Below are 22,739 nucleotides of genomic sequence, written 5' to 3' on the forward strand. Positions count from 1 at the left end.
GGGAGAGGGCAAGGCAAGCCGCACTCCAGATCATCTCGAGTCAGCGGTGAAACGCAGCGAGCCGGCAGTAGCTGTTGACGTTCAACCCCTGGCAGCGCCGGCTGGGGCGGCGCGCGCAGTGGGTCTGGCGGCCACGACGGCCGCCAGAGCTTCGTCGCGACACGGATGTCGCGTCGAAGCGACCCCGAGCACGTCGCTCCAGCCGGCTACCCGTTCGTCGGCGCAGCCGTCGAACGGGCGCGGACTTCGGGGCGTGCTTTCTTTGCGTACTTTCTTTGCACGAGCAAAGAGAAGTAAGGCCCGACCAGCGAGGTCAAAAATCTCAGAGCACAACAAGCACTGAGCGACAGCCATAACAACGAAATGCAGATCACGATCCAGTTCTGGGGCATCACCGCCCGCCTCGCCGGAAGCGAACGCCGGCCGCTAACGCTCGCCGAAAATGCCACCGTCGCAAACGCAGTCGACGCCCTGAGCACCGACGCCGCACTCGCAGGCGAACTCCCACGCTGCGCCTACGCCATCGGCGCCGACCTCGTCCCCTTGCATCACCCGCTGCGCGAAGGCGACGAACTCTCCGTCCTGCCCCCGGTTTCGGGTGGCTGACCGGCGACTGATGAGGAACACAAAGCAATGAAATTCGAAACCCTGAGCCTGGCCCGCATCCAGACCGATGCCCTCGACCTCGCCCCGCTGCTCGCGACCACCGAACGCGAGGAATGCGGCGCGATGGCGCTGTTCGCCGGCACCGTGCGCAACCACCACGAAGGCCGCGCGGTCACGCACCTGATCTACACCGCGCATGCGCCGCTCTGCGAAAAGATCATCGAGCAGATCGAGCGCGAAACCATCGAGCAGTTCAAGGTGCCCGAGTGCCGCATCGTGCATCGCATCGGCAAACTCGGCATCGGCGAAGTGGCGATCTACGCGATCGTGCGTTCGCCGCATCGCGCCGAAGCCTTCGCCGCGCTGCGCTACGCGGTCGACTCGACCAAGCATCGCGCGCCGATCTGGAAGGAGGAGTTCTATCCCGACGGCACTTCGTCGTTCGTGCAGGGATGCTGCATCGCCGAAGGCCATGAGCCGCCGGAACACCTGAAGCAGCTCGCCGCCGCGGCAACCGCCAAAGAAGGACATCACTGATGCAGGACATCACGCTCAAGCCGACGACGCTGCGCAGCGCGATCGCCGAAGGCATGCTGTTCCTGCCGTCCGAAACGGTCGCGATGGTCCGCAACGGCGAAGTCAAGAAAGGCGACGTCGCCGAATGCTCGCGCATCGCCGGCCTGATGGGCCTCAAGAAGACCTGGGAGCTGCTGCCGCATTGCCATCCGCTCGCGGTGCTCGATGCGAGCATCGACGTCACCACGCGCGACGATGGCCTGCATGTGAAAGCGCTGGTGCGCACGATCGCCTCGACCGGCGTCGAGATGGAAGCGCTCACCGCAGTGAACATCGCCCTGCTGTGCGCCTACGACATGCTCAAGCCGCATGCGCCGGCCGAAGCGATGCGCATGGGTGACATCCGGCTCGCGCAGAAAAAAGGCGGCAAGACGCAGTACAACCGCAAGACGCGCGTCGGCCGCGCCACGATCATCGTGCTGTCGGACACCGTCGCGGCGGGCGACAAGCCGGACACCGCCGGCGCTTCGGTGCGCGATGGCCTCGAACGCGCGGGCTTCGACATCGCCAGCTACGAAGTGCTGCCCGACGAGCCGGCGCTGCTGCGCGAACGCGTGCAGCACTGGGTCGGCGAAAAGGTCGAGTGCATCATCACCGTCGGCGGCACCGGCCTGGGGCCGCGCGACAAGACCATCGAAGCCTTGCAGGGCCTCATCGACACCGACCTGCCCGGCTTCATGGAAACCGCTCGCGCGTTCGGCCAGGCTCGCACGCCCTACGCGATGCTCTCGCGCGGCATCGCGGGTGTTGCGGGCGCCAGCTTCGTCGCGACGTTTCCGGGCTCGCGCAAGGGCGCGGAAGAAACGCTCGCCGCGGTGCTGCCGGGACTCGTGCACCTGATCGAGGTTTATCGCGCGCAGCATTCGGTCGCGCACGAAGGCGGCTATCAATGAATTCATGCTCGAAAGAGCCTCGATCGTGGCCGGCATGAAGGCCGACATGCTCGGCGTCGACGAGGCGCTCGCACGCGTGCTCGATCCGCTGCAGACGCTCGAACCCGAAGCGCTGCCGCTGCAGGCCGCGCTCGGTCGCGTGCTCGCCGAGCCGATCCGCTCGACGCTCGACCTGCCGCCGTTCCGCCAGAGCGCGGTCGACGGCTACGCAGTGCGTCATGCGGACTTGCAGGCCATTCCGTGCGAGCTTCCGGTCGCGAGCGAAATTGCCGCGGCGGCCCGCGCCGCTGCACCCGTGCTCACGCCGGGGACCGCAGCGCGCATCTTCACGGGCGGCTGGCTGCCCGATGCGGCCGATACCGTCGTTCGCCAGGAACTCACGCAGCGCGAGGCTAACCGCGTGCGCGTGCTCGAAGCGCTCGCCATCGGCACCGACATTCGCCTGCAAGGCGAAGAACTCCGGATCGGCGACACCGTCGCCGAGCCCGGCGCCTTGATCACGCCGGGCTTGCTCGGTGCGATCGCGATGGCGGGCGTCAGCCGCGTGAACACCTGGCGCAAGCCGCGCATCGCTGTGCTCGTGACCGGCGACGAAGTCGCCGAACCCGGCGCCGCGCTCGCACCGGGGCAGATCGCCGACGCCAACGGCCCGCTGCTGCGCGCCTATCTCGCGCAATGGGGCTACGCCGACGTGCAGCTTCGCTACGTGCGCGACGACTTCGACACCGTTCACGAGGTGCTCGACGAATCGTTTGCGAACTTCGATGTCGTCATCACCACCGGCGGCGTTTCGGTGGGCGATCACGATCACGTGCCGAAAGCGGCCGTGCAGAGCGGAGCGAAGACCCTGTTCTGGAAAGTGGCGCAAAAGCCCGGCATGCCGCTCTACGTGGCGGCGCGCGGACGCTCGACGCTGTTCGGCCTGCCCGGCAATCCGGCTTCGGTGCTCGTCAACCTGCTGGTCTACGTGCGCCCGGCGCTCGCCCGGCTCGAAGGCCGCAACGCGGCGATCGCCTGGCATCGCGGCAAGCTCGCGAGCCCGGTACGTGCGGAGACCGCCAAGACCTTCTGGCTGCGCATGCAGCACCGGATCGACGACGCCGGCACCAGCCTGCTGCAACCGCTGCCCAAGCAGGCCTCGCACATGCTCAGCAACCTGGCTCAAGCGGCCGTGCTCGTGCGGATTCCGCCGCAGGCCGACGGTCATTGCGCGCTGGGACAAATGGTCGAATGGACGATGCTGTAGACCCGCGGAAGCGCGGCGTGTAAGCCGTTTCGCACATCGCAAAAGCTGCCGGCGGAAAAATCGAGGCCGCTTCGTAAGCAATCGTTCATTCGCATGGACGAGGTCGGCTGGCTCCCGTAAAGTCCGGCCGCTGCTGTTATAAAGAAAGCTCGCAACGTGGGTCGCGGCGAGTCTTGGAAAGCGCTTGTTCTCGGGGGAGCCGATAGTGGGTCTGCGCAAGCTCGCATGGGGCGTCAGCGTCGTGTTGTGCAACGCGCTGCTGTTGTCGACGAATTCCACCTTCGCCCAGGACGGCAACCTGGGCGATCTGCGCTTCGGCGCCGCTTATGCGCGGGCACGCGGCCTGTCGCCGGACATCAACGCGGCCAACGCGACCATCGATGCCGCCAAGCGCAGTTACGACACTGCGCGGGCCGCTCAATTTCCGCAGCTCGGCATCAAGGGCGATTACGACTACACGCATCAGTCGGTCGACGGCGATTACTTCGGCATCGCCGATCTCGACCGCTCGGACAAGTTCAATCGCTACGGCTATGGCGTCGGGCTCTCGCAGGGTGTGTATCGCCCCGACCTGCTCGGTGCGGTCGACCTGGCCCGCGTCGGCATCGACGGGGCCGAGCTCGCACTTTCCGAAACCGAGGCCGGCGTCGCCGTGCAGGTGGCGCAGGAGTACCTCAACGTCGCCGACAAGCTCGAAACCCTGCGCGCGCATTACGCCGAGTTCTTCGCCACCGACGAGCAGCTGCGCCAGATCGAGAACCGCCAGCGCTTCGGCCTCGTGAAGGATTCCGACGTCGCGCTCGTGCGTGCCGCTCGGGCCAGCGCCGAGGCCAACAAGATCGACGGCGAGAACGCGGTCGAAGCCGCGCGGCTCAAGCTCGCGCTGACCGTCGGCGGCGAGTTCAAGCGCATCGGCGTGCTGATGGGGCAAACGCCGCTGCCGCTGCTGAATCCGTCCGATCTCGATACCTGGATCAAGACCGCGCTCGACAAGCGCGCGGCGATCGCGGCGTCCAAGAAAGGCGTCGAGGCGGCGCAGCTCGGCGTCGATCTCGCCAAGGGTGCACGCTTGCCGAAAGTCGACATCGTCGGCAGCCGCGTGTGGTTCGATGCGGACGGCGGCGTCTCGGGCGCGCGCACCGATCTCGATGAACGCATCGGCGTGGAAGTGAAGCTGCCGATCTTCACGAGCGGCGCGCTGTCGGCCAACATCGCCAAGGCCGAATCGCAAGTCGAAATCGCCGAAGCCAAGGCGCGCAGCACCGAGCTCAAGATCAAATCCGGCGTGCAGCAGGCCTACATGGCGGCGGTGTCCTCGTACCGGCAGATCGATGCGCGCAAGCGCGCGATCGAAGCCGCGCTCGATGCCGAGCGCACCACGCGCGTCGGCCTCGACGTCGGCACCGCAACCACCGCCGACTGGCTCGAGAGCGTCCGCAAGCGCTACGGCGCCGAGCGCGACTACGCGCGCGAGCGCCTGAGTTACCTGCTCGCGCTCGTGCAGCTCAAGGCCGCGGCCGGCGTGCTCGGCCGCGAGGACATGTCGCGCGTCGAGCTGCTGCTCAAGTTCCCCGAGCCCGGCTGGCCCGCGCAGACCTCGTTCCAGCCGGTCGGCGACGAAGGCTACGACACCGGCGCGAGCGCGCCGGCGCCGGCGTCGGACTCCGCGCCGTAATTTCGCTGCGCGGCGCAATCCGATCATGGCGGCCGACGTGAACGGCGCGGGAACTCCGCCGCACGCCAACCCGGGCGAGCACCCGTACTGGCGTGCCGATGCCGCCGCCGCGCGCGACAGCGGCTCGCTGTCCGCGCTCACGCGCAAGCTCGCGGCGGTGTTCGACGGCACCACGCCGCCGAATCAGCGCCCGCTCGCGGCGAAAAGCAGACTGGGCATCGATGCCGATGCCGCCGCGCTGCGCGAAGCCGCGCTCGATCTCGCCATCGCCGGCCTGCTCGCTCCAGGCATCGAAGAGCCTCTGCCCTCGCCGGGCCAGCTCGAACGCGATCCCTGGGGACGCGATCTGCAGCGCCAGCGTCGCGCCGCCGTGCCGATGCCGAGCCTGCTGCCCGGAACGCTCGCGCGCCCGGGCCTGCCCGGCGCGCTCGCGGGCAACTTCCGCGGCCGGCATCGCGGCGCCGTCGACGAGGTCGAGCTCGAACTGCCGCCGAACTTCTTCGCCGCGCTCGGCCGGCCTTTCGCGCTCGGCACGATCAGGCCCGCCGTCGCCTGGACGCTGCTCGCGCTGGTGGTCTGCGGGCTGTTCGCGTTCTGGCACGTGCGCTTCGAGATCGCGCGCGATGCGGCGCGCCTGCTGGTCGACTGGCCCAAGCTGCTCGTCGTGGTGGCCGTCTCGGCGTTCACGATCAACCTGGTCTCGCAGAGCGCCCGACTGGTCAGCGTGCGGCGAACCACCGGCGAATGGCCTTCGTTCGGCTTCGTGTTCGGGCTCGGCTTCATTCCGCGCTTCTTCACGCATACCGGCGGCCCGGCCGAACTCGCCGATGCGCGCGGACGCACGCGCATCCTCATCGCGCCGCTGACCGCCCTGCTGCTGTTGGCGGTGCTCGCGCAGCTCGGCTGGTTCCTGACGCGGCAGGGTTCGAGCGTGCTGCCGCAGTTCTTCGTCGGGCTCACCACGGCGACCATCGCGGTGTTCCTGTTCGATGCGAACCCGCTCGCGCGTCGCGACGGCTATCACTGGCTTTCGGATCGCATCGGCGTGACCGACCTGCGCGAGCAGGCCTGGATGTCGCTGGTCGGCCTGGTCCGCCCGTGGAACGAGCAGCCGCTGCCCGACCAGCGCCTGCGCATCGGCTATGCGGCGCTGACGCTCGTGTATCTGGTCACGGTGATGACCCTGTACGTGTTGTTCCCGGCACACTGGCTCGAACATCGCTACGGCGGCGTCGGCGTGCTGCTGTTCGTTTCGGTGCTGTCGTTCTCGCTGTACCGCTATGCCCGGCGCGGCTTGTATCTGCGCACTTCCCTGGAGCCTTTCCGCGTGAAACTGCCCACTTTCTCCCGCACCACCTGGATCGTCGTCGGCGTGATCGCCGTGCTGATGCTGCTGCCCTACCCGTACGAGCCGAGCGGCAAGGCGGTGATCCTGCCGCGCGATCGCGCCGAGGTGCGCGCCCTGGTTCCGGGCGACGTGCGCGAAGTGCTCGTCGAGGAAGGCCAGATGGTGGCCGCCGGCCAGGATCTGCTGCGCATTTCCGACGTCGCCGCCAAGGCCAAGGTCGCGGCCTCGGAAGCCACGCTCAAGCGCGCCGAGGCGGAGCTGTCCATCGTCAAGAGCGGCGGCGCGAGCAACGAAGTGCAGCTCGCGCGCGAGAAGCTCGCCACCGCGCGCAAGCGCCTGGCGCTTGCGCAGACCGAGGCCGAGCGCATCGGCAATGCGTTCCGTCGTCGCGCGGTTTCGCCTCAGGATTACGACACCGCGCGCGGCACCGCCGAGGTTCGCCGGCAGGAAGTGGCCGAAGCCGAGCAGCAGGTGAAGGTGATCGGCAACCCGGCGCGCGACGAGCGCATCGCCGCCTTGCAGGCCGAAGTCGTCAAGGCCGAAACCGAGCTCGAATACGATCGCGAGCAGCTCGCCAACACCACGCTGAAGGCGCCGATCGCGGGCCGCGTGGTGTCCGACAAGCTGCTGTTCGCGCGCGGCGCCTACCTCGAAACCGGGGCGCCGGTCGCCTACATCGAGGACACCAGCCAGCTGCAGGCCGAACTCGAAATGCCCGAGTCGACGATCGCCGAGCTGGCCCCGAACGCACCCGCCTGGGTGCGCGTCTGGGCGTTTCCGGGCAACAGCTTCAAGGGCCACGTCGTCAGCATCGCGCCCGATGCCGAGCAAGGCGAATACGGCAAGATCGTGCGCGTGCGCATGGTCATCGACGAGCCGGCCGAGCAGCTCAAGCCCGAGATGACCGGACAAGGCAAGGTGCGCAGCCACTGGACGCTCGCCGGCATCGCGTTCACTCGGGCGCTCGTGCGCTTCGTGCTCGTCGAGGTCTGGTCCTGGCTGCCGTAATGAACGCGTCGACGCAAAGCGGTGGCGACGGGCTCGGTCTCGACGCCGCCGACTTTCGCTTGGTCAATCGCAGCGGCTTCGGCGATGGGCTCAATTCGTACGCGCACAGCATGGCCTGGTTCCAGGGCCGGCTCTACGTCGGCACCACGCGCGGCGTGTTGCAGATGAACAAGTGCAACCAGCCGACGCCGAACATGAAGCCCTGGCCGACGGACTGGAAGCCCGATGTCTACGACTACGATCGCCGCGCCGAGATCTGGCGCTTCGACCCCGCCGACAACCGCTGGACGCGCGTCTACCAGGCGATCTGGGTGACGAGCGCAAGCGGCCAGCAGGTGCCGCGCTACATCGGCTTTCGCGGCATGACGGTGTTCAAGGGCGCGAGCGATTCCAAGCCCTGCCTGTACGTGTCGACCTGGGCGCCCGCGCGCGCGCCGGAGCCGCCGGACATCCTGCGTTGCGAGGACGGCGAGACCTTCCACTCGGCGCCGCGTCCGCCGTTCGGACCGCAGGTGCGCTCGTTCCGAACCCTGCAGGTGTTCAACGGGCGCGTGCACACCTCGCCGACGAGCGCGGTCGCGATCGTCAACGGCGTGGCGCGCGCGCAGGATTCGGTCGGCAGCGAATCGACGATCTACTGCACCGAGGACATCGGCAGCGCCAAGTGGACCGCGGCGAACGTCGAGGGCTTCGGCGAGCGCGCCAACGTCACCGTGTTCGAGATGGTCGAGTACCACGGCCGGCTCTACGCCGGAACCGTGAATCCGCGCGGCCTGCAGCTCTGGCGCACCGAAGCCGCCGACAAGCCGCCGTACACCTGGAAAAAGGTGCTCGACAAGGGCGCCTATCGCGGGCCGCTCAACGAGGCGGTGGCGAGCCTCTGCGTGTTCAAGGGCGCGCTCTACGTCGGCACCGGCATCGCCAACGGCGGCTTCCACCGTCAGTTCCGCATCGGTCCGGGCGCCTCCGAGATGATCCGCGTCTGGCCCGATGATTCCTGGGATCTGCTCGCCGGGGTTCCGCGCCAGACGCCGCAAGGCCTGAAGGTGCCGCTGTCGGGCTACGGCGCCGGCTTCGACAACCTGTTCAACGGCTACATCTGGCGCATGGCCGAGCACGCGGGCTGGCTCTACGTGGGCACGTTCTCGTGGGCCAACGCGCTGCCCTACATCCCGATCAACACCTGGCCCGAGGACGTGCTCGTGCTCGTGCAGCGCTGGGGCCTGGACCGGCTCAATCGCGACATGGGCGGCTTCGATCTGTGGCGCACCGCCGACGGCATCCGCTGGGAATGCATCACGCGCTCGGGCTTCGACAACCAGTACAACTGGGGCGTGCGCAACTTCGCCTCGACGCCGCATGGCCTGTTCGTCGGCACCGCGAATCCGTACGGACCGCAGGTCGCGATCCAGCGCAACGGACGCTGGCAGCGGGTGAACAACCCGCGCGGTGGCTGCGAAGTGTTTCTCGGCCACAAGCGCATCGACGGTCCGCCCGCATGAGTGCCGTGACCGTCATTCTCGGCACGCCCGACAGCGGCCTGCGCGACTACGGCGAGCGCCTGGCCGACCGCGCCAGCGGCGTCTGCCTGAGCGACCTGAAGCTCTGCCTCGCCAAGAACGTCGCCGAGCTGCTGCAGATGATCGAGCTCGCGCAGGAACCGATCGAGCGTTCGCTGCTCGCCGCGCTTTCGGCGCACGTCCCGCAAGCGCGGCGCGATGCCCTGTCCTATCTCGCCGAGCGCAGCGACTGGAACATCGCCACGCTGCTGTGGGCGATCGTGCAGGGGATCGCGGGCAGGCCGCTCGTGATCGTCGACGAACTCGCCGGCTTTCGCATCGTCGATGCCGAACGCTGGTTCGCGATGCAGCCGCAGGCGCTGTTCGTGCACGCACTGACACCGCGCGACGACTTCGAGCGCGCGAGCCGGCGCCGCTACGACACGCGGCTGTTCGTGCCGCCGGACTATCGTGACCACAACATCGCCAACCCGTCGCCGGTGCTCAAGCCGGTGCTGGCCTGGTACCAGCTGCATTCGACGCTCGGCCGGGCGCTTGCGGATCGCGATTCGCTGCGCCGCTGCCGCGTCGAGATCGGCCCGCAGGCGCCGGGCACGATCGAAGCGCTCGAGGTCCTCGCACAACGGCAAAGCCAGGCCGAATTCTGGCGCTGGCCCTTTGGCGGCCGCGCCAGCGCCGAAACTCCGACGATCGACGAATTCGAAGCCTGGTTGCAGGCGTCTCGCTGAGGCGGGTCCGCACCGCGTCGGCAGCGGCCGGACTTCCCTCGGCCGTCGGCGTCATGCCATCATGTTTCGGTCATAACATAAATGTTTCGCACGTTACATGGACCGAGCCGAGTGGCTGTTGCTGGTGCTCACGCTGCCGACCGCGAACGCCTCCGCGCGCGTCCGGTTCTGGCGCGCGCTCAAGGCGCTCGGCTGCGGGGCCGTTCGCGATGGCGTCTACCTGCTGCCGTCGAACGAGCGCTCCCTGCAGGCGCTTTCGAGGCTGTCCGACGAAATCGGCGAGCTAGGCGGCACCGCGCACATTCTCGATGTCACTTCGCGCGATGAGTCGCAGCAGGCTTCGCTCGAAAGCCTGTTCGATCGCAGCGAGGACTTCGACGCCTTCGTCCGCCAGCTGCTGAAGTTGCGCAAAGGCCTGCACAAGCTCGCCTTGCCCGAGATCCAGCGCACTCAGCAGAAGCTGCGCCGCGAGTACGAATCGATCGTCGCGATCGATCACTTCCCGGGCGCCGCATCGACAAAAGCGGCCAGCGCCTGGCAGGACTTCGACACGCTCGCTGCCTCGTATCTGTCGCCCGACGAGCCGCAGACGACGCGCAAGTCGCTGCAGCGCCTCGATCGCGAGGACTACCAGAAACGGGTCTGGGCCACGCGCCAGAAGCTCTGGATCGACCGCGTCGCGAGCGCCTGGCTGATCCGGCGTTTCATCGACGAAAAGGCGCGCTTCGTCTGGCTGGTGAAACCGTCCGATTGCCCGCGCGATGCGCTCGGCTTCGATTTCGATGGCGCCACCTTCACGCACGTCGACGAGCGCGTCACTTTCGAAGTGCTCGCCGCGAGCTTCGGGCTCGATCGAGATCGCGGCATCGCGCGGCTCGGCGCGATGGTGCACAGCCTCGACGTCGGCGGCGAGCCGGTGGCCGAGGCGCCGGGCTTCGAAGCCCTGATGTCGGCCACGCGCGCACGCGGCCTCGACGACGATCGCCTGCTCGCCGAAATGTCGCCGGTGCTCGATGCCTTCTACGATTTCTACGCGGCACAGCAGTCGGGAGCCTCGACATGACGGCAACGGTTTCGCCCGAAGCGGCGCGCTACTCCTTGTGGCAGCTCGCGGCCTACTTCCTCAAGCTCGGCGCCATGGGCTTCGGAGGCCCGGCCGCTCTCGTCGGCTACATGTATCGCGACCTCGTCGAGCAGCGACGCTGGATTTCGGAGAGCGACTACAAGGAAGGCATGGCGCTCGCACAGCTGATGCCGGGCCCGCTCGCGGCGCAGCTCGCGATCTATCTGGGCTACGTGCACCACGGCGTGCGCGGCGCGACGGCGATCGGCCTGATCTTCGTGCTGCCTTCGTTTCTGATGGTGATCGCGCTCGGCTGGCTGTACCAGCGCTACGACGGCCTGGAATGGATGCAGGCGGTGTTCTACGGCGTCGGCGCCGCGGTGATCGGCATCATCGCCCTGAGCGCGCACAAGCTCACGACCAAGAATCTCGGCCGCGACAAGCTGCTCTGGGGCATCGCGATCGCAAGCGCCGCGCTCACGGTGGTCACGGCCGAGGAAATCGCCTGGGCGTTCGTGCTCGGCGGTGCGCTCGTGTACCTGCAACGCACGCCGCCGAAATGGCTCAGGCCCGGCGGCACCCTGCCATCCGCAGCCGTGCTGAGCCCGGCCCTGCTCGCAGCGGACCACTCGCAGCTGCTGCAGCTATTCCTGTTCTTCGCCAAGGCAGGCGCTTTCGTGTTCGGCAGCGGGCTGGCCATCATTCCGTTCCTGCACGGCGGCGTGGTGAATGATTTCCACTGGCTCAACGAGCGCCAGTTCATCGATGCGGTGGCCGTGGCGATGATCACGCCGGGGCCGGTCGTCATCACCGTGGGCTTCATCGGCTATCTCGTCGAAGGCCTGCCGGGTGCGACGGTCGCGGCGCTGGCGACCTTCCTGCCGTGTTATCTGCTGACGATCCTGCCCGCGCCCTACTTCAAGAAATACGGCAAGCAGCCGGGTGTCGTCGCCTTCGTCGACGGCGCGACCGCCGCCGCGGTCGGCACCATCGCCGGTGCGGTCGTCGTGCTCGGTCAGCGATCGGTCGTCGATCTTCCGACCATCGCACTGGCGCTCGGCGCCGCCGCGCTGCTGTGGCGCTACAAGAAGCTGCCCGAGCCCGTCGTGATCGCGATCGCCGCGGCCGTCGGGCTCGTCGCGCATCCCTTGATGTCCGCCTAGCCCTCAAACTCATTCAAGCGAACAACGGAGCCAATACGGTGGCACTGCTGCAGCGATGGTCCTTCTACGTCGGCTTCGTCGCCCTGCTCTTCGGCTTTCGCAGCCTCGATGCGAACGCTCAAGCGCAGGCCGATTCGCGGCCTTCTGCACCGGTCGAATCACGCGCCTACGGCACGCGCGCCGAAACCGAGCCGCCGCGCTACGTGCGCCGCGCAAGCGACACCGGCCATGAATCGCTGAGCGATCTCGACTGGCTACTGCTCGGCGCGGACTATCGCGTCCGCTACGAATCGCGTCACCACGACTACCGCTACAACACGCTGTCGGACGATCCGCTGCTGCTGCGCGCGCGCGTGTTCGTCGGCATCGAACGGCTGATCGATCCACTGCGCTTCGGCCTCGAGCTGCAGGACTCGCGCCTCGTGCACAGCGACGTGCCCGACAACACGCGCGATGTCGACAAGCACGACGTGCTGCAGGCCTATGCGGAACTCTACGGCCGCGATTTCTACGGACAGGGCGAGCCGGTTCGCCTGCAGTACGGACGCATCGCCTTCGAATATCTCGATCGCCGCTTGCTGAGCCGCAACCCCTGGCGCAACACCACCAACAGTTTCCAGGGCTTCCGGCTGCTCAACGGATCGAAGAACGGCGTCGCCTGGCTCGACCTGCTCGCGCTCAAGCCCGTCACCATCGAGCCCGACGAGCGCGATCAGGCCGATGACGATCGTCATCTCTATGGCGCGATCGGTTCTTACAGCGGATGGTCCCGCTTCGTTACGCTACAGCCTTATGCGCTGCGCCTCGTCAACGACCAGACCGAAACGCGCGTCGACAACTGGGGTTTGCGCGGCTATGCGACCTTCGCGTCGGGCTTCGACTACGACCTCGTCGTGAACCTGCAGACCGGCCATGACGCCAATGCGCAGAAGCACAGGGCCGAAGGCGCCACCTTCGAACTCGGCTACACCGCGGACTCGCTGCGCGGCAAGCCGCGCTTCAGCGGCTTCATCGGCTACGCGAGCGGAGACGACGATCCGAACGACGACACCAACGATCGCTTCAATCGCTACTTCGGCTTCAGCCGTCCGTGGTCGGCGAGCGATTACCAGATCTTCGAGAACGTGATCGCGCCGAAGCTGCGCGTCGAACTCAAGGCCAGCGGCGCACTGCAGCTCGAAGCGGGCTACGGCGGCTTCTGGCTCGCATCCGACAGCGATGGCTGGTCCAACATCGGCCGGCGCGACCGCAGCGGGGAAAGCGGCGATTTCGTCGGACAGGAGATCGATACGCGCGTACGCTGGAAGGCCGATCCTCATCTCGAAATCGTCAGCGGCTATTCCCACTTCTTCGCGGGTACGTTCGTGCGCAACACCGGCCCCGCACCGGACTCCGATTTCTTCTACGTCGAGTTCGATTTTCAGCTGTTCAAGTAACCCATGACGCTCTACAAAGCCTATGCGGACGAAGTGGCGGCGCTGATCGATTCGGGCGCGCTCAAGCCCGGCCAGCGCATGCCGTCGGTTCGCGAAGCGAGCCGGCATCGCGGGCTGTCGGTGGTGACGATGCTCAAGGCCTATCACCTGCTCGAAGCGCGCGGACGCATCGTCGCGCGCGAGCGCTCGGGCTACTTCGTCAGCAGCCAGCCCAAGCTCAACCCGCCGGCGCCTGCGATTTCGCAGCCGCAGGCCGCTTCGACCGCCGTCGAGAAGGCCGACCTGATCCACGAGGTCATCGAAGCGATCAAGCAGCGCAACGTGGTGCCACTGGGCTCGGCGTTTCCGAGCCCGCAGCTGTTTCCGTTTCCGCGCCTGTATCGCTCGCTGTGCCGTGGCGTGCGCGAACTCGACCCCTGGCAGACGGTCAGCGCGCTGTCGCCCGGCAATGCGGAACTGCGCAGGCAGATCGCGCTGCGCTATCACATCGACGGCCTCGACATCGGCGCCGACGATCTCGTCGTCACCGACGGCGCGATGGAAGCGCTGAACCTGTGCCTGCAGGCGGTCACGCGGCCCGGCGATACCGTGGTCATCGAATCGCCGACCTTCTACGTCGCCCTGCAGGCGCTCGAACGCCTGGGCCTGCGCGCGGTGGAAGTGGCGACGCACGCGGACGAAGGCATCGACCTCGATGCGCTCGTGCGAGTGCTGCAAACGCAAAAACCCGCGGCCTGCTGGCTCATGACGAGTTTCCAGAATCCGCTCGGCGCGCTGATGCCGGACGACAAGAAGCGCAGGCTCGTCGAGCTGCTCGAACAGCACGGCGTGCCGCTGATCGAGGACGACGTCTACGGCGAGCTGCACTACTCGGCCACGCGATCACCACCGGCCAAGATTTATGACCGCAGCGGCAACGTGCTGCACTGCGCCTCGTTCTCCAAATGCCTCGCGCCGGGCTATCGCGTCGGCTGGGCCGCGCCGGGACGGCATCTGGCGACCGTGCAGCGGCTCAAGCTCAGCACCACGCTGTCGACCGCCCTGCCCTCGCAGCTCGCGCTCGCCGACTACTTGAACGACGCCGGCTACGATCGCCACCTGCGCCAGCTGCGCAGCGCCCTGCACGCGCAGCGCGACGCGGTGATCGACGCCGTGCGCGAATTCTTCCCGGCCGGAACGCGCGTCACGCGTCCGCAAGGCGGCTACTTTTTATGGGTGGAGCTGCCGCGCGGAACCGATGCGCTGCGCCTGCACCAGCTCGCGCTCGCCCAGCGCATCAGCCTCGCACCCGGCGCGATCTTCTCGGCGCGCGACGACTTTTCGCATTGCATCCGCCTGAACTACGGGCATCCGGACGACCGCCGCATCAACAAGGCGCTGCGTACGCTGGGCAAGCTCGCGGCGCAGTGTTGAGCGCGCCGGGTTGCGCTACCCCACAACCGCGGTCGCGTGGCTGAGGCAAAGAGGTTTCCACCTCTAGCCAAGAGGTGCCGACCTCCTTCCGGGAAGCTTCTCGGCGTCTTCGGAGAAGGTGGCGAGGTCTAGCGTAGAGCTCGACAGCTTTTCGCGAACAGGTCCGGAACCGATCGCGTGCCCCAGCAAGGGGCATGGTCAGTGGTCCGGAGCTCTGCGAAACAGCCCGGCAGGTTCAACGGTGGAGGTCGCGCGGTCTACCGTAGAGCTGTCGGGCTTTTCGCTTAGCGCTTTGATGCGTAGCGATTGAGGCCCTGAGCTTTAACCTTAAAGCTCGCGGTGTTCTGTCGCGGGGGCGAGCTCTTCTAGGACGGAACAATCCCTTTGGGGGTACGGGAGAGTTTGGGTTTGTAGGTCATTGATCGATGTCCCGAATGAGCGTAGCCATGCTGGTTCTGGGCGACACCTTTGATAGCAGAATCAAGCCTGGGCCTTCACGGGAAGGCGGAACGGGGCACCAAGCCGATTGAACGCGTTCATTGCCGCAATCGCGATCGTGAGATCGACCAGATCCTTAGGCCCGAACGCCGCAGCCACAGCCGCATATGCTTCATCCGATGCGTGTGTTTCGCTTAGCAGGGTTATTTCCTCGGCCCATGCCAGTGCAGCGCGGTACGTATCAGGAAACAGCTGAGGGACTTCGTTCCACACGGGTACCAGCACGATCTTGTCGATGGGCATCGTCTTGAGCAGGTCTCGGGTGTGAAGATCAATGCAATGTGCACAGCCATTGATCTGCGACACGCGCAGGAACACGAGATGGATGAGTTCGTCCGGAAGGTCCGTTTTCGCGGTGACATAGTGATGCACTCCGAAGAGCGCTTTTGCCCCCTCCGGCGAGATTTCATGCCAAGAAAGGCGTTTGGTACTGGTCATTCTTAAGTCTCCGTCACAAGCGTCGATCGATGACGCCCAGGAATAGACGACATCCGGCGGCAGGGTGTGACATGACCCGAAGAAGAAAATATTCACCCTCCGATGTCACATTGGCGGGGCTTTGCTCGTCAGACAGAGTCCGGCCGGGGGGCTTTACACTCCGGAGTTCAGTTATGGAAATCGCATATGCCCACGAGTGACCAGAGGACCGCTGAATTTGAATCCCAACGCAAGCGCCTTGTCCGCCTTGGCTATCGCATGCTCGGATCGATCGGTGAGGCGGAAGACGTGGTTCAGGATGCGTGGCTCCGCTGGAGCGAGGTCACGGACTGCGTCGATTCCCCAGCCGCATACCTCACGCGTGTTGTCACTCGCTTGTGCCTAGACCAGCTGAAGTCTGCCCGTGTGCGCCGCGAGACATATCTCGGGACATGGCTTCCCGAGCCACTTATCCCTTCTGCCGATGAAATGGAGGCGACTTCCGACGATGTGACCTTCACGCTAATGCTCGCGATGGAAAGGCTGTCACCTTTGGAGCGCGCAGCTTTTCTTTTGCACGATATCTTCGACGTTGCGCTTGCCGAAATAGCGGTCGCCCTTGATCGGCAACCCGCCGCTGTGCGCCAGCTTGCATCACGCGCGCGCAAACATCTTCGAGAAGCAGGCCCTCGCTACCGTATTGAAGCAGCCGAGGCCGAAAGGATTGCAGACGCCTTCTTTTTCGCTGCTCGCGACGGTGACGTTACCAAGCTATCTGAGATGCTGGCTCATGATGTAGAGATCCAGGCAGATGGAGGCGGAAAAGTGATCGCTTTCCCCATAGTTATCCGGGGTCTTGACCGTGCGCTACGCATTTTCGCCAGCCAGAGTCGCAAGAATGGTGCACGCCCGACTCTTCTGAGGTCAGCGTTAATCGATGGGCTGCCCGGATGTATCAGTGTCGACGGAAGCGGCGTCCTGCAAACGATGATCCTCGGTATGCGAGGCGCGAAGATCGGCACTATTTACATCGTCCGCAATCCTGAAAAGCTGTCCCATGTCTCTTCGGCTAGCCTCAAAGGGCAATCGGCTAGTTAAGGTGCTTGTGCGCATTTAGCAGTGCAGTTAGTGGCCGCCCGCGGATGTCGAGTTTTGGCACAAAACAGCCCCAAGCTCGTTGACTAGAACCAGAACCGCACGCCGGCAAAAGCGCATGCCGCATCGCGGCACGCGCTCGCTTTCACGCTCAATCCGGAATATGCGGCTCCACCAGATTGGTGAGCTGCGCGATCGATTCGCGCCAGCCCAGATGGCAGGCGTCTGGCGGAATCACGTCCGGGATGCCTTCCTGCACGATCTCGACTTCGGTGCCGACCGAAACCGCCTTCAGTGTCACGGTCACCTTCATCTCGCCCGGCAGGTTCGGGTCGTCGAAGCGGTCGGTGTGGACGAGCTTTTGATCCGGCACGAGTTCGAGGTACTCACCGCCGAAGCTGTGCGAGTGACCGGTCGTGAAATTGGTGAACGACATGCGGTAGCGACCGCCGACGCGGGGGTCGATTTCGTGGACCTTGCCGGTGAAGCCGTAGGGCGGCAGCCAGCGGGCCATCGCGTCGGGGTCGAGGAAGGCCTTGTAGATCTTCGCGGGCGGGGCCTTGAGGACGAGGTGCAGGCGGATGGTGCTGGGCATCGGGCGTCTCCGTTTTTGCAGTTGGTATGGAGACGTCGAACGAGGCGCTGCGAATTCGACATTCCCATTCGAATTATTTTGCGCCCAACTGCCGGCCGGCGTTGCGCAGCTAGCCGACGCCGGCCAGATGCAGCGTGAGCTTGACCATGCCGAAGAAGAACAGCGCCACCACGCCGGTCAGCACGAACGCGACGACGACGAACTGCCAGGGATTGCCGTAGGTGAAATCGCGCTCGCGGTTGCGTGAGCTTTGAATGCCGAGGAAAGCCCAGATCACGCTGCCGATGACCTGCAGCAGATTGGGCCGCTGCTGCGGGACCGCGGGGACGTTCACGGATGAGGTGCTCATTGAGAACTCCGGTTTCGTGTTGATGGGCCCAGATTGCCAGCCCGGCCGCCCGCTGCAGAGCACCAGATCGCGCCGCGAAACGCATAACAGATGCGCTCGGGCGCCGGCCGCTGTTATAGGTTTTTTCGCTGCATCTGCAGATTCATCGTCGCGCGCCCGGGCCTGAGAATTCGTCGCCTCGATCGAGGCGACGAAGAGAACCACGATGGCGATCAACCCAATGATTCCCGCCCTGCTGCTGCTCGCAGCCGGCGCGGCGATAGCGGCAGATGAAAGCGGCATCGCCGAGCGCGTCAAGCCCTGCGCGGCCTGCCACGGCGAGGCCGGACATTCGAGCGCCGAAGCCGGCGCAAAAACCTACTACCCGTCGATCGCCGGCAAGCCCGCGGGCTATCTGCAGCAGCAACTGTTGAACTTCCGTGACGGCCGCCGCCACAACGCGATCATGCAGCCGATGCTCGCGACGCTGTCGGACACCTACCTGCGCGAGATGGCGGAGTACTACGCGGCGCAACCCTTGAGCGTCGCGACGCAGGCATCGAGCGCATCGGCCGAGCGGCTCGCGCTCGGACGCCAGCTCGTCGAACACGGCGATGCGGGGCGCGACGTTCCGGCGTGCGGCGCCTGCCACGGCGCCGAACTCAAGGGCGCGCAGCCTTCGATTCCGGGCCTGCGCGGCCTGGGCGCGGATTACCTGTCCGCCCAGCTCGGCGCCTGGCGCACCGGCGTGCGCAAGGCGGCCGCGCCCGATTGCATGGGGCAGATCGCGCAGCGCCTGAGCCTGGACGAAATCGCCGCCGCCACGGCCTGGATCGCGAGCCTGCCGCCGCTGCCCGATGCGCGGCCCGCGAATCAACCTGAAGCCGAATTGCCGATGCGCTGCGGAGGTGTGCAATGAAGATCGTCGCGAAAATTTTCACCTGGGCATTCGGGCTGGTGGCGATCGCGATTGCCGCGGTCGCCCTCGCGCTCGCGCTGCCAGCGCGGCTTATCGCCGTCGAAGACAGCGCCGCGCCGAACGGCGCCGAGCGCATCGCGAGTCAAATCGAGCAAGGCCGCTACCTCGCACGCGCCGGCAATTGCATCGCCTGCCACACGGCGACCGGCCAGGCCGAATACGCGGGCGGCCGGCGCATCGGCACGCCGTTCGGCGATGTCTTCAGCAGCAACCTGACACCCGATGAGGACACCGGCCTCGGCCGCTGGAGCCGCGCCGATTTCTGGCGCGCGATGCATCACGGCCAGTCGCGCGACGGACGCCTGCTCTATCCGGCGTTTCCGTACACGCACTACACGCGCGTGAGCCGCCAGGATTCCGATGCGATCTATGCGTATCTGCAATCGCTGCCGGCCGTGAAGCAGGCCGCGCGACCGCACGAGCTGCGCTTTCCGTACGACACCGCGTTCGCCCTGCGTGTCTGGCGCGCGATCTACTTCAAGGCCGGCGAATACGAAGCCGATGCCAGCCGCAGCGCGCAATGGAATCGCGGCGCGTATCTGGTCGAAGGCCTCGGCCACTGCGGCGCCTGCCACACCGTGCGCACGAGCCTCGGCGGATCACGCGAAGCCAGCGCCTACGCGGGCGGGCCGATTCCGACGCTCGGCTGGGACGCGCTGCCGCTCGTGAGCGACACGCTGATCGACGATGCCGAGGCCGCGCAGATGATCGAGCTGCTGCATACGGGCACTTCGGCGCGCGACGTCGCGAGCGGGCCGATGGCCGAAGTGGTGTTTCACAGCCTGCAATATCTGGATCGCGCCGACATCGAGGCGATGGTCGACTACATCCGCACGCTGCCCGCGCGCCCGGCGCCCGAACCCGCCGCAGTGCCGCGCGTGTCCGAGCGCTACCGCAAGGACTTGATGAGCAGCGGCGCGAAGCTCTACGGGCAGCACTGCGCCGAATGCCACGGCGACGACGGCCAGGGCCGCGATCACGCCTACCCCGCGCTCGCAGGCAACCGGCTCGTCACCGCGCCATCGGCCCGCAACGCGATCCGCAGCGTGCTCTACGGCGGCTACGCGCCGAGCACCACCACGGTGCCGCGGCCCTATGGCATGCCGCCGTACCAGCACCAGCTCACGCCCGACGAGATCGCCGCGGTGCTGAGCTACGTGCGCGGCAGCTGGGGCAATGCGGCGAGCGCGGTGTCGGCCGAGCAGGTGCGTCGGCAGCGGTGATGCTTGAACGAGCCTGTGGCGAGGGGAACGCCCCCTCGCCCTCGCTCTGCATCCAGGTCATGCTGGCGACATGAACAGCCAGCAGCCCAACAATCCCCTGCACGGGCTCACGCTCGAACACCTCGTCGTGAAGCTCGTCGAGCACTACGGCTGGGAAGGGCTTGCGCAGCGGATCAGCATCAACTGCTTCCGCAGCGATCCGTCCGTGAAATCCAGCCTGAAGTTCCTGCGCCGCACGCCCTGGGCGCGGGAGCAGGTGGAGCAGCTTTACCTGTCCACCTTCAGATCACCTGCCTCGTGGCCGGGACGCACGGCCAGCTAGCCCGGCTGCGAAGCCCCCTTTTTACGGCAGGCCTCCGAGCAGTATTTCACCTCGTCCCAGTTCCGCTCCCACTTCTTGCGCCAGCTCATCTCCCTGCCGCAGACGAGGCAAGGCTTGCTCGGCAGGAACTGCTTGTTGCCCTTGTAGGATCGGGTCGGTGAATTCATCGCCGATCGAGCATAGACCGGTTCGCCGCTGCGAGCTGCGTCGTGTGTGAATGCGAATTCAGGCAAGCAGCCACCGCCGACGGGCAAACTAGTGCGCTGACACGCCGATCCGAGAGCCATGTTTCGAACCTTCCGCGGGGCCCTTCTCCTGTGCGCGACGCTCTGCGTCGCCGTGATGCCGGCGCCTGCGCGCGCGTCAGCACCGGTCGACGAGGCGCACATCGACTCGCTGATCTCTCGCATGACGCTCGAAGAAAAAGCCGGCCAGCTCACGCTGGTCGCGGCCGTGCGCGAGGACGAGGAATCCGATCGCGATCGCAAGCCCGGCGAGCCGACCGCGATGCAGCGCCAGCTCGCGGAGATTCGCGAGGGCAAGATCAGCGCGGTGTTCAACGGCATCGGCGCCGATTGGGCGCGCAAGCTGCAGCGCGCGGCCATCGAGGAATCGCGGCTCGGCATTCCGGTGCTGATCTCGGTCGATGCGATTCACGGCTTTCATACGATCTTCCCGGTTCCGCTGGCCGAAGCCGCTAGCTGGGATCCCGATCTGGCCGAGCGCGTTGCGCGGGCGACGGCCATCGAGGCGAGCGCCGCCGGCGTGGCCTGGAACCTCGCGCCGAACGTCGACATCGCGCGCGACGCGCGCTGGGGACGCGGCGTCGAAGGCGCGGGCGAGGACGTGCTGCTCGGAAAACTGTTCGCCGCGGCGCGCGTGCGCGGTTACCAGAAAGGCGCCGACGCAGCGCATCTGAGCGATCGCGATGCGATGCTCGCCACGCCCAAGCATTTCGCGGGCTATGGCGCGGCCGAAGGCGGGCTCGACTACAACGTCGCCGAGCTCAGCGAACGCACGCTGCGCGAGGTCTACCTGCCGCCGTTCAAGGCCGCGTTCGATGCGGGCGCGCTCGCCGTGATGGCCGGTTTTCACGAGATCGGCGGCGTGCCGATGATGGCGAACCGCAAGCTGCTGACCGGTCTGCTGCGCGACGAATGGAAGTTCGACGGCATCGTCGTCTCCGACTACGCGGCCGATCACGAACTCGTCATTCATGGCGTCGCCAGGGACGATCGCGAAGCCGTGAAGATCGCCTTCATGGCCGGCGTCGACGTGAGCATGACGAGCCGGCTTTATCAGCAATACCTGCCCGAGCTCGTGCGCAGCGGCGAAGTGCCGATGTCCCGCATCGACGAGGCCGTGCGCCGCATGCTGCGCGTCAAGTACAAGCTCGGCCTGTTCGACAAGCCTTACGAGCGCATGGACGCCAGGCGCGAACGGCAGCTCAATCACACGAAGCAGACGCGTGCGCTCGCGCGTGAGGCCGCGCAGCGCAGCATCGTCATCCTGCGCAACGACCGCGAGCTGCTGCCGCTCAGGAAAAGTGCATCGCAGCGCATCGCCCTGATCGGCCCGTTCGCGAGCGGGCCGGATCATCTGAATGGTCCGTGGACGGTGTTCGACGACCGACGCGATGCGGTCAGCGTCGAAGCCGGCCTGCGCGCCGCGCTCGGCCCCGATGCGAAGCTCAGCGTCACGCAAGGCAGCGGCATCGATTCGGCATTGCCGGGCGGCATCGAAGCGGCCGTGAGCGCCGCGCAGAACGCCGACGTGGTGATTCTCGCGATCGGCGAAAGCGAGGCGATGACGGGCGAAGCGCAGTCGCGCACCGAAGTCGTGGTACCGCCCGCGCAGCAGGCGCTCGCCGAAGCGATCAGGGCCACCGGAAGGCCGACCATCGTGCTGCTGCGCACGGGCCGCGCGCTCGCGCTCGACGGCGCGGTGCGCGACGCCGATGCAATTCTCGTCACCTGGTTTCTTGCCGCCGAAACCGGCAACGCGATCGCCGATGTGCTGTTCGGCGACGTGAGCCCCTCGGGCCGTTTGCCCGTGAGCTTTCCGCAGCGTCCGGGCCAGGAACCGCTCTACTACGCGCGCAAGAACACCGGCCGGCCGCCGCCGCCCGGTCCGTTCCAGGAATACACGGCGCGCTACCGCGACATTTCGGTCGATCCGCTCTACGCCTTCGGCTTCGGCCTGGGCTATTCGACGGTCGAATACGGCAAGCCCGAACTGAGCACGCAAAAGCTCGGCGCGAACGACACGCTCACTGCGAGCGCCGTGCTGCGCAACATCGGCAAGCGCGCGATCGACGAAGTCGCCCAGCTCTACCTGCGCGATCGCGTCGCCAGCGTCACGCGGCCGCTGCGCGAGCTCAAGAATTTCGAACGCGTGAAGCTCGCACCCGGCGAGAGCAGGCGCGTGTCGTTCACGCTCAGGCGCGAGGATCTGATGTTTCTCGGACCCGAGCTCAAACCGGTCAGCGAGCCCGGCGAATACGAGCTATGGATCGCGCCGTCGAGCTCGGGCGGCATCGCCGCGAACTTCGAACTCGTCGGGCCAGCGCAGTGAACTGAGCAAGCTGCGAGGACGCTTCCCTTCTCC

21 protein-coding genes are annotated in these 22,739 nt (G+C 66.5%); 17 read left to right on the top strand and 4 right to left on the bottom strand.

Going from position 1 to position 22,739, the window contains the following annotated elements:
* The first annotated feature begins 363 nt into the window (after positions 1-363).
* From AC3WUM_RS11925 to AC3WUM_RS11980, 12 genes are all read left to right on the top strand, one after another.
* A complete protein-coding gene (locus AC3WUM_RS11925) occupies positions 364-606 on the top strand; it encodes a MoaD/ThiS family protein (protein WP_492410531.1) in 243 nt (80 codons plus the stop codon).
* A gap of 27 nt (positions 607-633) precedes the next feature.
* Complete coding sequence (locus AC3WUM_RS11930; RefSeq protein ID WP_492410532.1) at positions 634-1,143, top strand: molybdenum cofactor biosynthesis protein MoaE; 510 nt, start codon at positions 634-636, stop codon at positions 1,141-1,143.
* On the top strand, positions 1,143-2,075 hold the full coding sequence (moaCB, locus tag AC3WUM_RS11935) for a bifunctional molybdenum cofactor biosynthesis protein MoaC/MoaB (RefSeq protein WP_492410533.1): 933 nt from the start codon (positions 1,143-1,145) through the stop codon (positions 2,073-2,075). The genes AC3WUM_RS11930 and moaCB overlap by 1 nt, the downstream gene beginning before the upstream one ends.
* A 4-nt stretch (positions 2,076-2,079) precedes the next feature.
* Complete coding sequence (locus AC3WUM_RS11940) at positions 2,080-3,321, top strand: molybdopterin molybdotransferase MoeA (protein WP_492410534.1); 1,242 nt, start codon at positions 2,080-2,082, stop codon at positions 3,319-3,321.
* A gap of 205 nt (positions 3,322-3,526) precedes the next feature.
* Positions 3,527-4,996 (top strand): TolC family protein, encoded by a 1,470-nt coding sequence (locus tag AC3WUM_RS11945; protein ID WP_492410535.1) that lies wholly within the window; start codon positions 3,527-3,529, stop codon positions 4,994-4,996.
* A 25-nt stretch (positions 4,997-5,021) separates the two neighbouring features.
* Positions 5,022-7,352 (top strand): HlyD family secretion protein, encoded by a 2,331-nt coding sequence (locus tag AC3WUM_RS11950; protein ID WP_492410536.1) that lies wholly within the window; start codon positions 5,022-5,024, stop codon positions 7,350-7,352.
* Positions 7,352-8,854, top strand: coding sequence for a hypothetical protein (locus AC3WUM_RS11955; protein WP_492410537.1), 1,503 nt, complete (start codon positions 7,352-7,354; stop codon positions 8,852-8,854). The genes AC3WUM_RS11950 and AC3WUM_RS11955 overlap by 1 nt, the downstream gene beginning before the upstream one ends.
* Positions 8,851-9,600, top strand: a complete 750-nt coding sequence (locus AC3WUM_RS11960) for a hypothetical protein (RefSeq protein WP_492410538.1) — start codon at positions 8,851-8,853, stop codon at positions 9,598-9,600. Before AC3WUM_RS11955 ends, AC3WUM_RS11960 begins: the two co-directional genes overlap by 4 nt.
* A gap of 97 nt (positions 9,601-9,697) precedes the next feature.
* Positions 9,698-10,663 (top strand): chromate resistance protein ChrB domain-containing protein, encoded by a 966-nt coding sequence (locus AC3WUM_RS11965; RefSeq protein WP_492410539.1) that lies wholly within the window; start codon positions 9,698-9,700, stop codon positions 10,661-10,663.
* Positions 10,660-11,826 (top strand): chromate transporter, encoded by a 1,167-nt coding sequence (locus tag AC3WUM_RS11970; protein WP_492410540.1) that lies wholly within the window; start codon positions 10,660-10,662, stop codon positions 11,824-11,826. The genes AC3WUM_RS11965 and AC3WUM_RS11970 overlap by 4 nt, the downstream gene beginning before the upstream one ends.
* A 38-nt stretch (positions 11,827-11,864) precedes the next feature.
* Positions 11,865-13,262: an alginate export family protein gene (locus tag AC3WUM_RS11975; RefSeq protein WP_492410541.1), complete on the top strand. Its 1,398-nt coding sequence runs from the start codon at positions 11,865-11,867 to the stop codon at positions 13,260-13,262.
* 3 nt (positions 13,263-13,265) lie between these two features.
* A complete protein-coding gene (locus AC3WUM_RS11980) occupies positions 13,266-14,675 on the top strand; it encodes an aminotransferase-like domain-containing protein (RefSeq protein ID WP_492410542.1) in 1,410 nt (469 codons plus the stop codon).
* A gap of 480 nt (positions 14,676-15,155) precedes the next feature.
* Here the strand turns inward: AC3WUM_RS11980 and AC3WUM_RS11985 are convergent, their stop codons facing one another.
* A complete protein-coding gene (locus AC3WUM_RS11985) occupies positions 15,156-15,611 on the bottom strand; it encodes a carboxymuconolactone decarboxylase family protein (protein ID WP_492410543.1) in 456 nt (151 codons plus the stop codon).
* Between the two features lie 186 nt (positions 15,612-15,797).
* On the opposite strand from AC3WUM_RS11985, the gene AC3WUM_RS11990 reads away from it, so the two are divergent.
* Entirely contained in the window at positions 15,798-16,688 is an 891-nt protein-coding gene (locus AC3WUM_RS11990) for a sigma-70 family RNA polymerase sigma factor (RefSeq protein ID WP_492410544.1), read from the top strand.
* A 148-nt stretch (positions 16,689-16,836) separates the two neighbouring features.
* On the opposite strand, the gene AC3WUM_RS11995 is transcribed toward AC3WUM_RS11990, so the two are convergent.
* Positions 16,837-17,280 carry an SRPBCC family protein gene (locus AC3WUM_RS11995; protein WP_492410545.1) on the bottom strand — a complete coding sequence of 148 codons (444 nt, stop codon included), beginning with the start codon at positions 17,278-17,280 and terminating at the stop codon, positions 16,837-16,839.
* A gap of 109 nt (positions 17,281-17,389) precedes the next feature.
* On the bottom strand, positions 17,390-17,629 hold the full coding sequence (locus AC3WUM_RS12000; protein WP_492410546.1) for a DUF2970 domain-containing protein: 240 nt from the start codon (positions 17,627-17,629) through the stop codon (positions 17,390-17,392).
* A 205-nt stretch (positions 17,630-17,834) separates the two neighbouring features.
* Between AC3WUM_RS12000 and AC3WUM_RS12005 the strand changes: the two genes are divergently transcribed.
* The 3 genes from AC3WUM_RS12005 (at position 17,835) to AC3WUM_RS12015 (ending at position 20,132) form a co-directional block, all read left to right on the top strand.
* On the top strand, positions 17,835-18,527 hold the full coding sequence (locus AC3WUM_RS12005; RefSeq protein WP_492410547.1) for a c-type cytochrome: 693 nt from the start codon (positions 17,835-17,837) through the stop codon (positions 18,525-18,527).
* On the top strand, positions 18,524-19,810 hold the full coding sequence (locus AC3WUM_RS12010) for a c-type cytochrome (RefSeq protein WP_492410548.1): 1,287 nt from the start codon (positions 18,524-18,526) through the stop codon (positions 19,808-19,810). Before AC3WUM_RS12005 ends, AC3WUM_RS12010 begins: the two co-directional genes overlap by 4 nt.
* A gap of 70 nt (positions 19,811-19,880) precedes the next feature.
* Entirely contained in the window at positions 19,881-20,132 is a 252-nt protein-coding gene (locus AC3WUM_RS12015; RefSeq protein WP_492410549.1) for a VF530 family protein, read from the top strand.
* On the opposite strand, the gene AC3WUM_RS12020 is transcribed toward AC3WUM_RS12015, so the two are convergent.
* Complete coding sequence (locus AC3WUM_RS12020) at positions 20,129-20,299, bottom strand: DUF2256 domain-containing protein (RefSeq protein ID WP_492410550.1); 171 nt, start codon at positions 20,297-20,299, stop codon at positions 20,129-20,131. The two genes, AC3WUM_RS12015 and AC3WUM_RS12020, sit on opposite strands and share 4 nt — an antisense overlap.
* 118 nt (positions 20,300-20,417) lie before the next feature.
* Here AC3WUM_RS12020 and bglX point away from each other — a divergent pair, with 118 nt between their 5' ends.
* Complete coding sequence (gene bglX, locus AC3WUM_RS12025) at positions 20,418-22,706, top strand: beta-glucosidase BglX (protein WP_492410551.1); 2,289 nt, start codon at positions 20,418-20,420, stop codon at positions 22,704-22,706.
* Positions 22,707-22,739: the final 33 nt, after the last annotated feature.

This window comes from Hydrocarboniphaga sp. FW305-C-57 (assembly GCF_058783045.1).

What these genes read in the sequence shown, in the direction of transcription:
- AC3WUM_RS11960 (WP_492410538.1), top strand. Translation starts at nt 8,851, where the DNA reads ATGAGTGCCGTGACCGTCATTCTCGGCACGCCCGACAGCGGCCTGCGC.
- AC3WUM_RS11985 (WP_492410543.1), bottom strand. Translation starts at nt 15,611, where the DNA reads ATGACCAGTACCAAACGCCTTTCTTGGCATGAAATCTCGCCGGAGGGG.
- AC3WUM_RS11955 (WP_492410537.1), top strand. Translation starts at nt 7,352, where the DNA reads ATGAACGCGTCGACGCAAAGCGGTGGCGACGGGCTCGGTCTCGACGCC.
- AC3WUM_RS12015 (WP_492410549.1), top strand. Translation starts at nt 19,881, where the DNA reads ATGAACAGCCAGCAGCCCAACAATCCCCTGCACGGGCTCACGCTCGAA.
- AC3WUM_RS11940 (WP_492410534.1), top strand. Translation starts at nt 2,080, where the DNA reads ATGCTCGAAAGAGCCTCGATCGTGGCCGGCATGAAGGCCGACATGCTC.
- bglX (WP_492410551.1), top strand. Translation starts at nt 20,418, where the DNA reads ATGTTTCGAACCTTCCGCGGGGCCCTTCTCCTGTGCGCGACGCTCTGC.
- AC3WUM_RS12005 (WP_492410547.1), top strand. Translation starts at nt 17,835, where the DNA reads ATGGCGATCAACCCAATGATTCCCGCCCTGCTGCTGCTCGCAGCCGGC.
- AC3WUM_RS11950 (WP_492410536.1), top strand. Translation starts at nt 5,022, where the DNA reads ATGGCGGCCGACGTGAACGGCGCGGGAACTCCGCCGCACGCCAACCCG.
- moaCB (WP_492410533.1), top strand. Translation starts at nt 1,143, where the DNA reads ATGCAGGACATCACGCTCAAGCCGACGACGCTGCGCAGCGCGATCGCC.
- AC3WUM_RS11995 (WP_492410545.1), bottom strand. Translation starts at nt 17,280, where the DNA reads ATGCCCAGCACCATCCGCCTGCACCTCGTCCTCAAGGCCCCGCCCGCG.
- AC3WUM_RS11980 (WP_492410542.1), top strand. Translation starts at nt 13,266, where the DNA reads ATGACGCTCTACAAAGCCTATGCGGACGAAGTGGCGGCGCTGATCGAT.
- AC3WUM_RS11925 (WP_492410531.1), top strand. Translation starts at nt 364, where the DNA reads ATGCAGATCACGATCCAGTTCTGGGGCATCACCGCCCGCCTCGCCGGA.
- AC3WUM_RS11990 (WP_492410544.1), top strand. Translation starts at nt 15,798, where the DNA reads ATGCCCACGAGTGACCAGAGGACCGCTGAATTTGAATCCCAACGCAAG.
- AC3WUM_RS12020 (WP_492410550.1), bottom strand. Translation starts at nt 20,299, where the DNA reads ATGAATTCACCGACCCGATCCTACAAGGGCAACAAGCAGTTCCTGCCG.
- AC3WUM_RS12010 (WP_492410548.1), top strand. Translation starts at nt 18,524, where the DNA reads ATGAAGATCGTCGCGAAAATTTTCACCTGGGCATTCGGGCTGGTGGCG.
- AC3WUM_RS11930 (WP_492410532.1), top strand. Translation starts at nt 634, where the DNA reads ATGAAATTCGAAACCCTGAGCCTGGCCCGCATCCAGACCGATGCCCTC.
- AC3WUM_RS12000 (WP_492410546.1), bottom strand. Translation starts at nt 17,629, where the DNA reads ATGAGCACCTCATCCGTGAACGTCCCCGCGGTCCCGCAGCAGCGGCCC.
- AC3WUM_RS11970 (WP_492410540.1), top strand. Translation starts at nt 10,660, where the DNA reads ATGACGGCAACGGTTTCGCCCGAAGCGGCGCGCTACTCCTTGTGGCAG.
- AC3WUM_RS11965 (WP_492410539.1), top strand. Translation starts at nt 9,698, where the DNA reads ATGGACCGAGCCGAGTGGCTGTTGCTGGTGCTCACGCTGCCGACCGCG.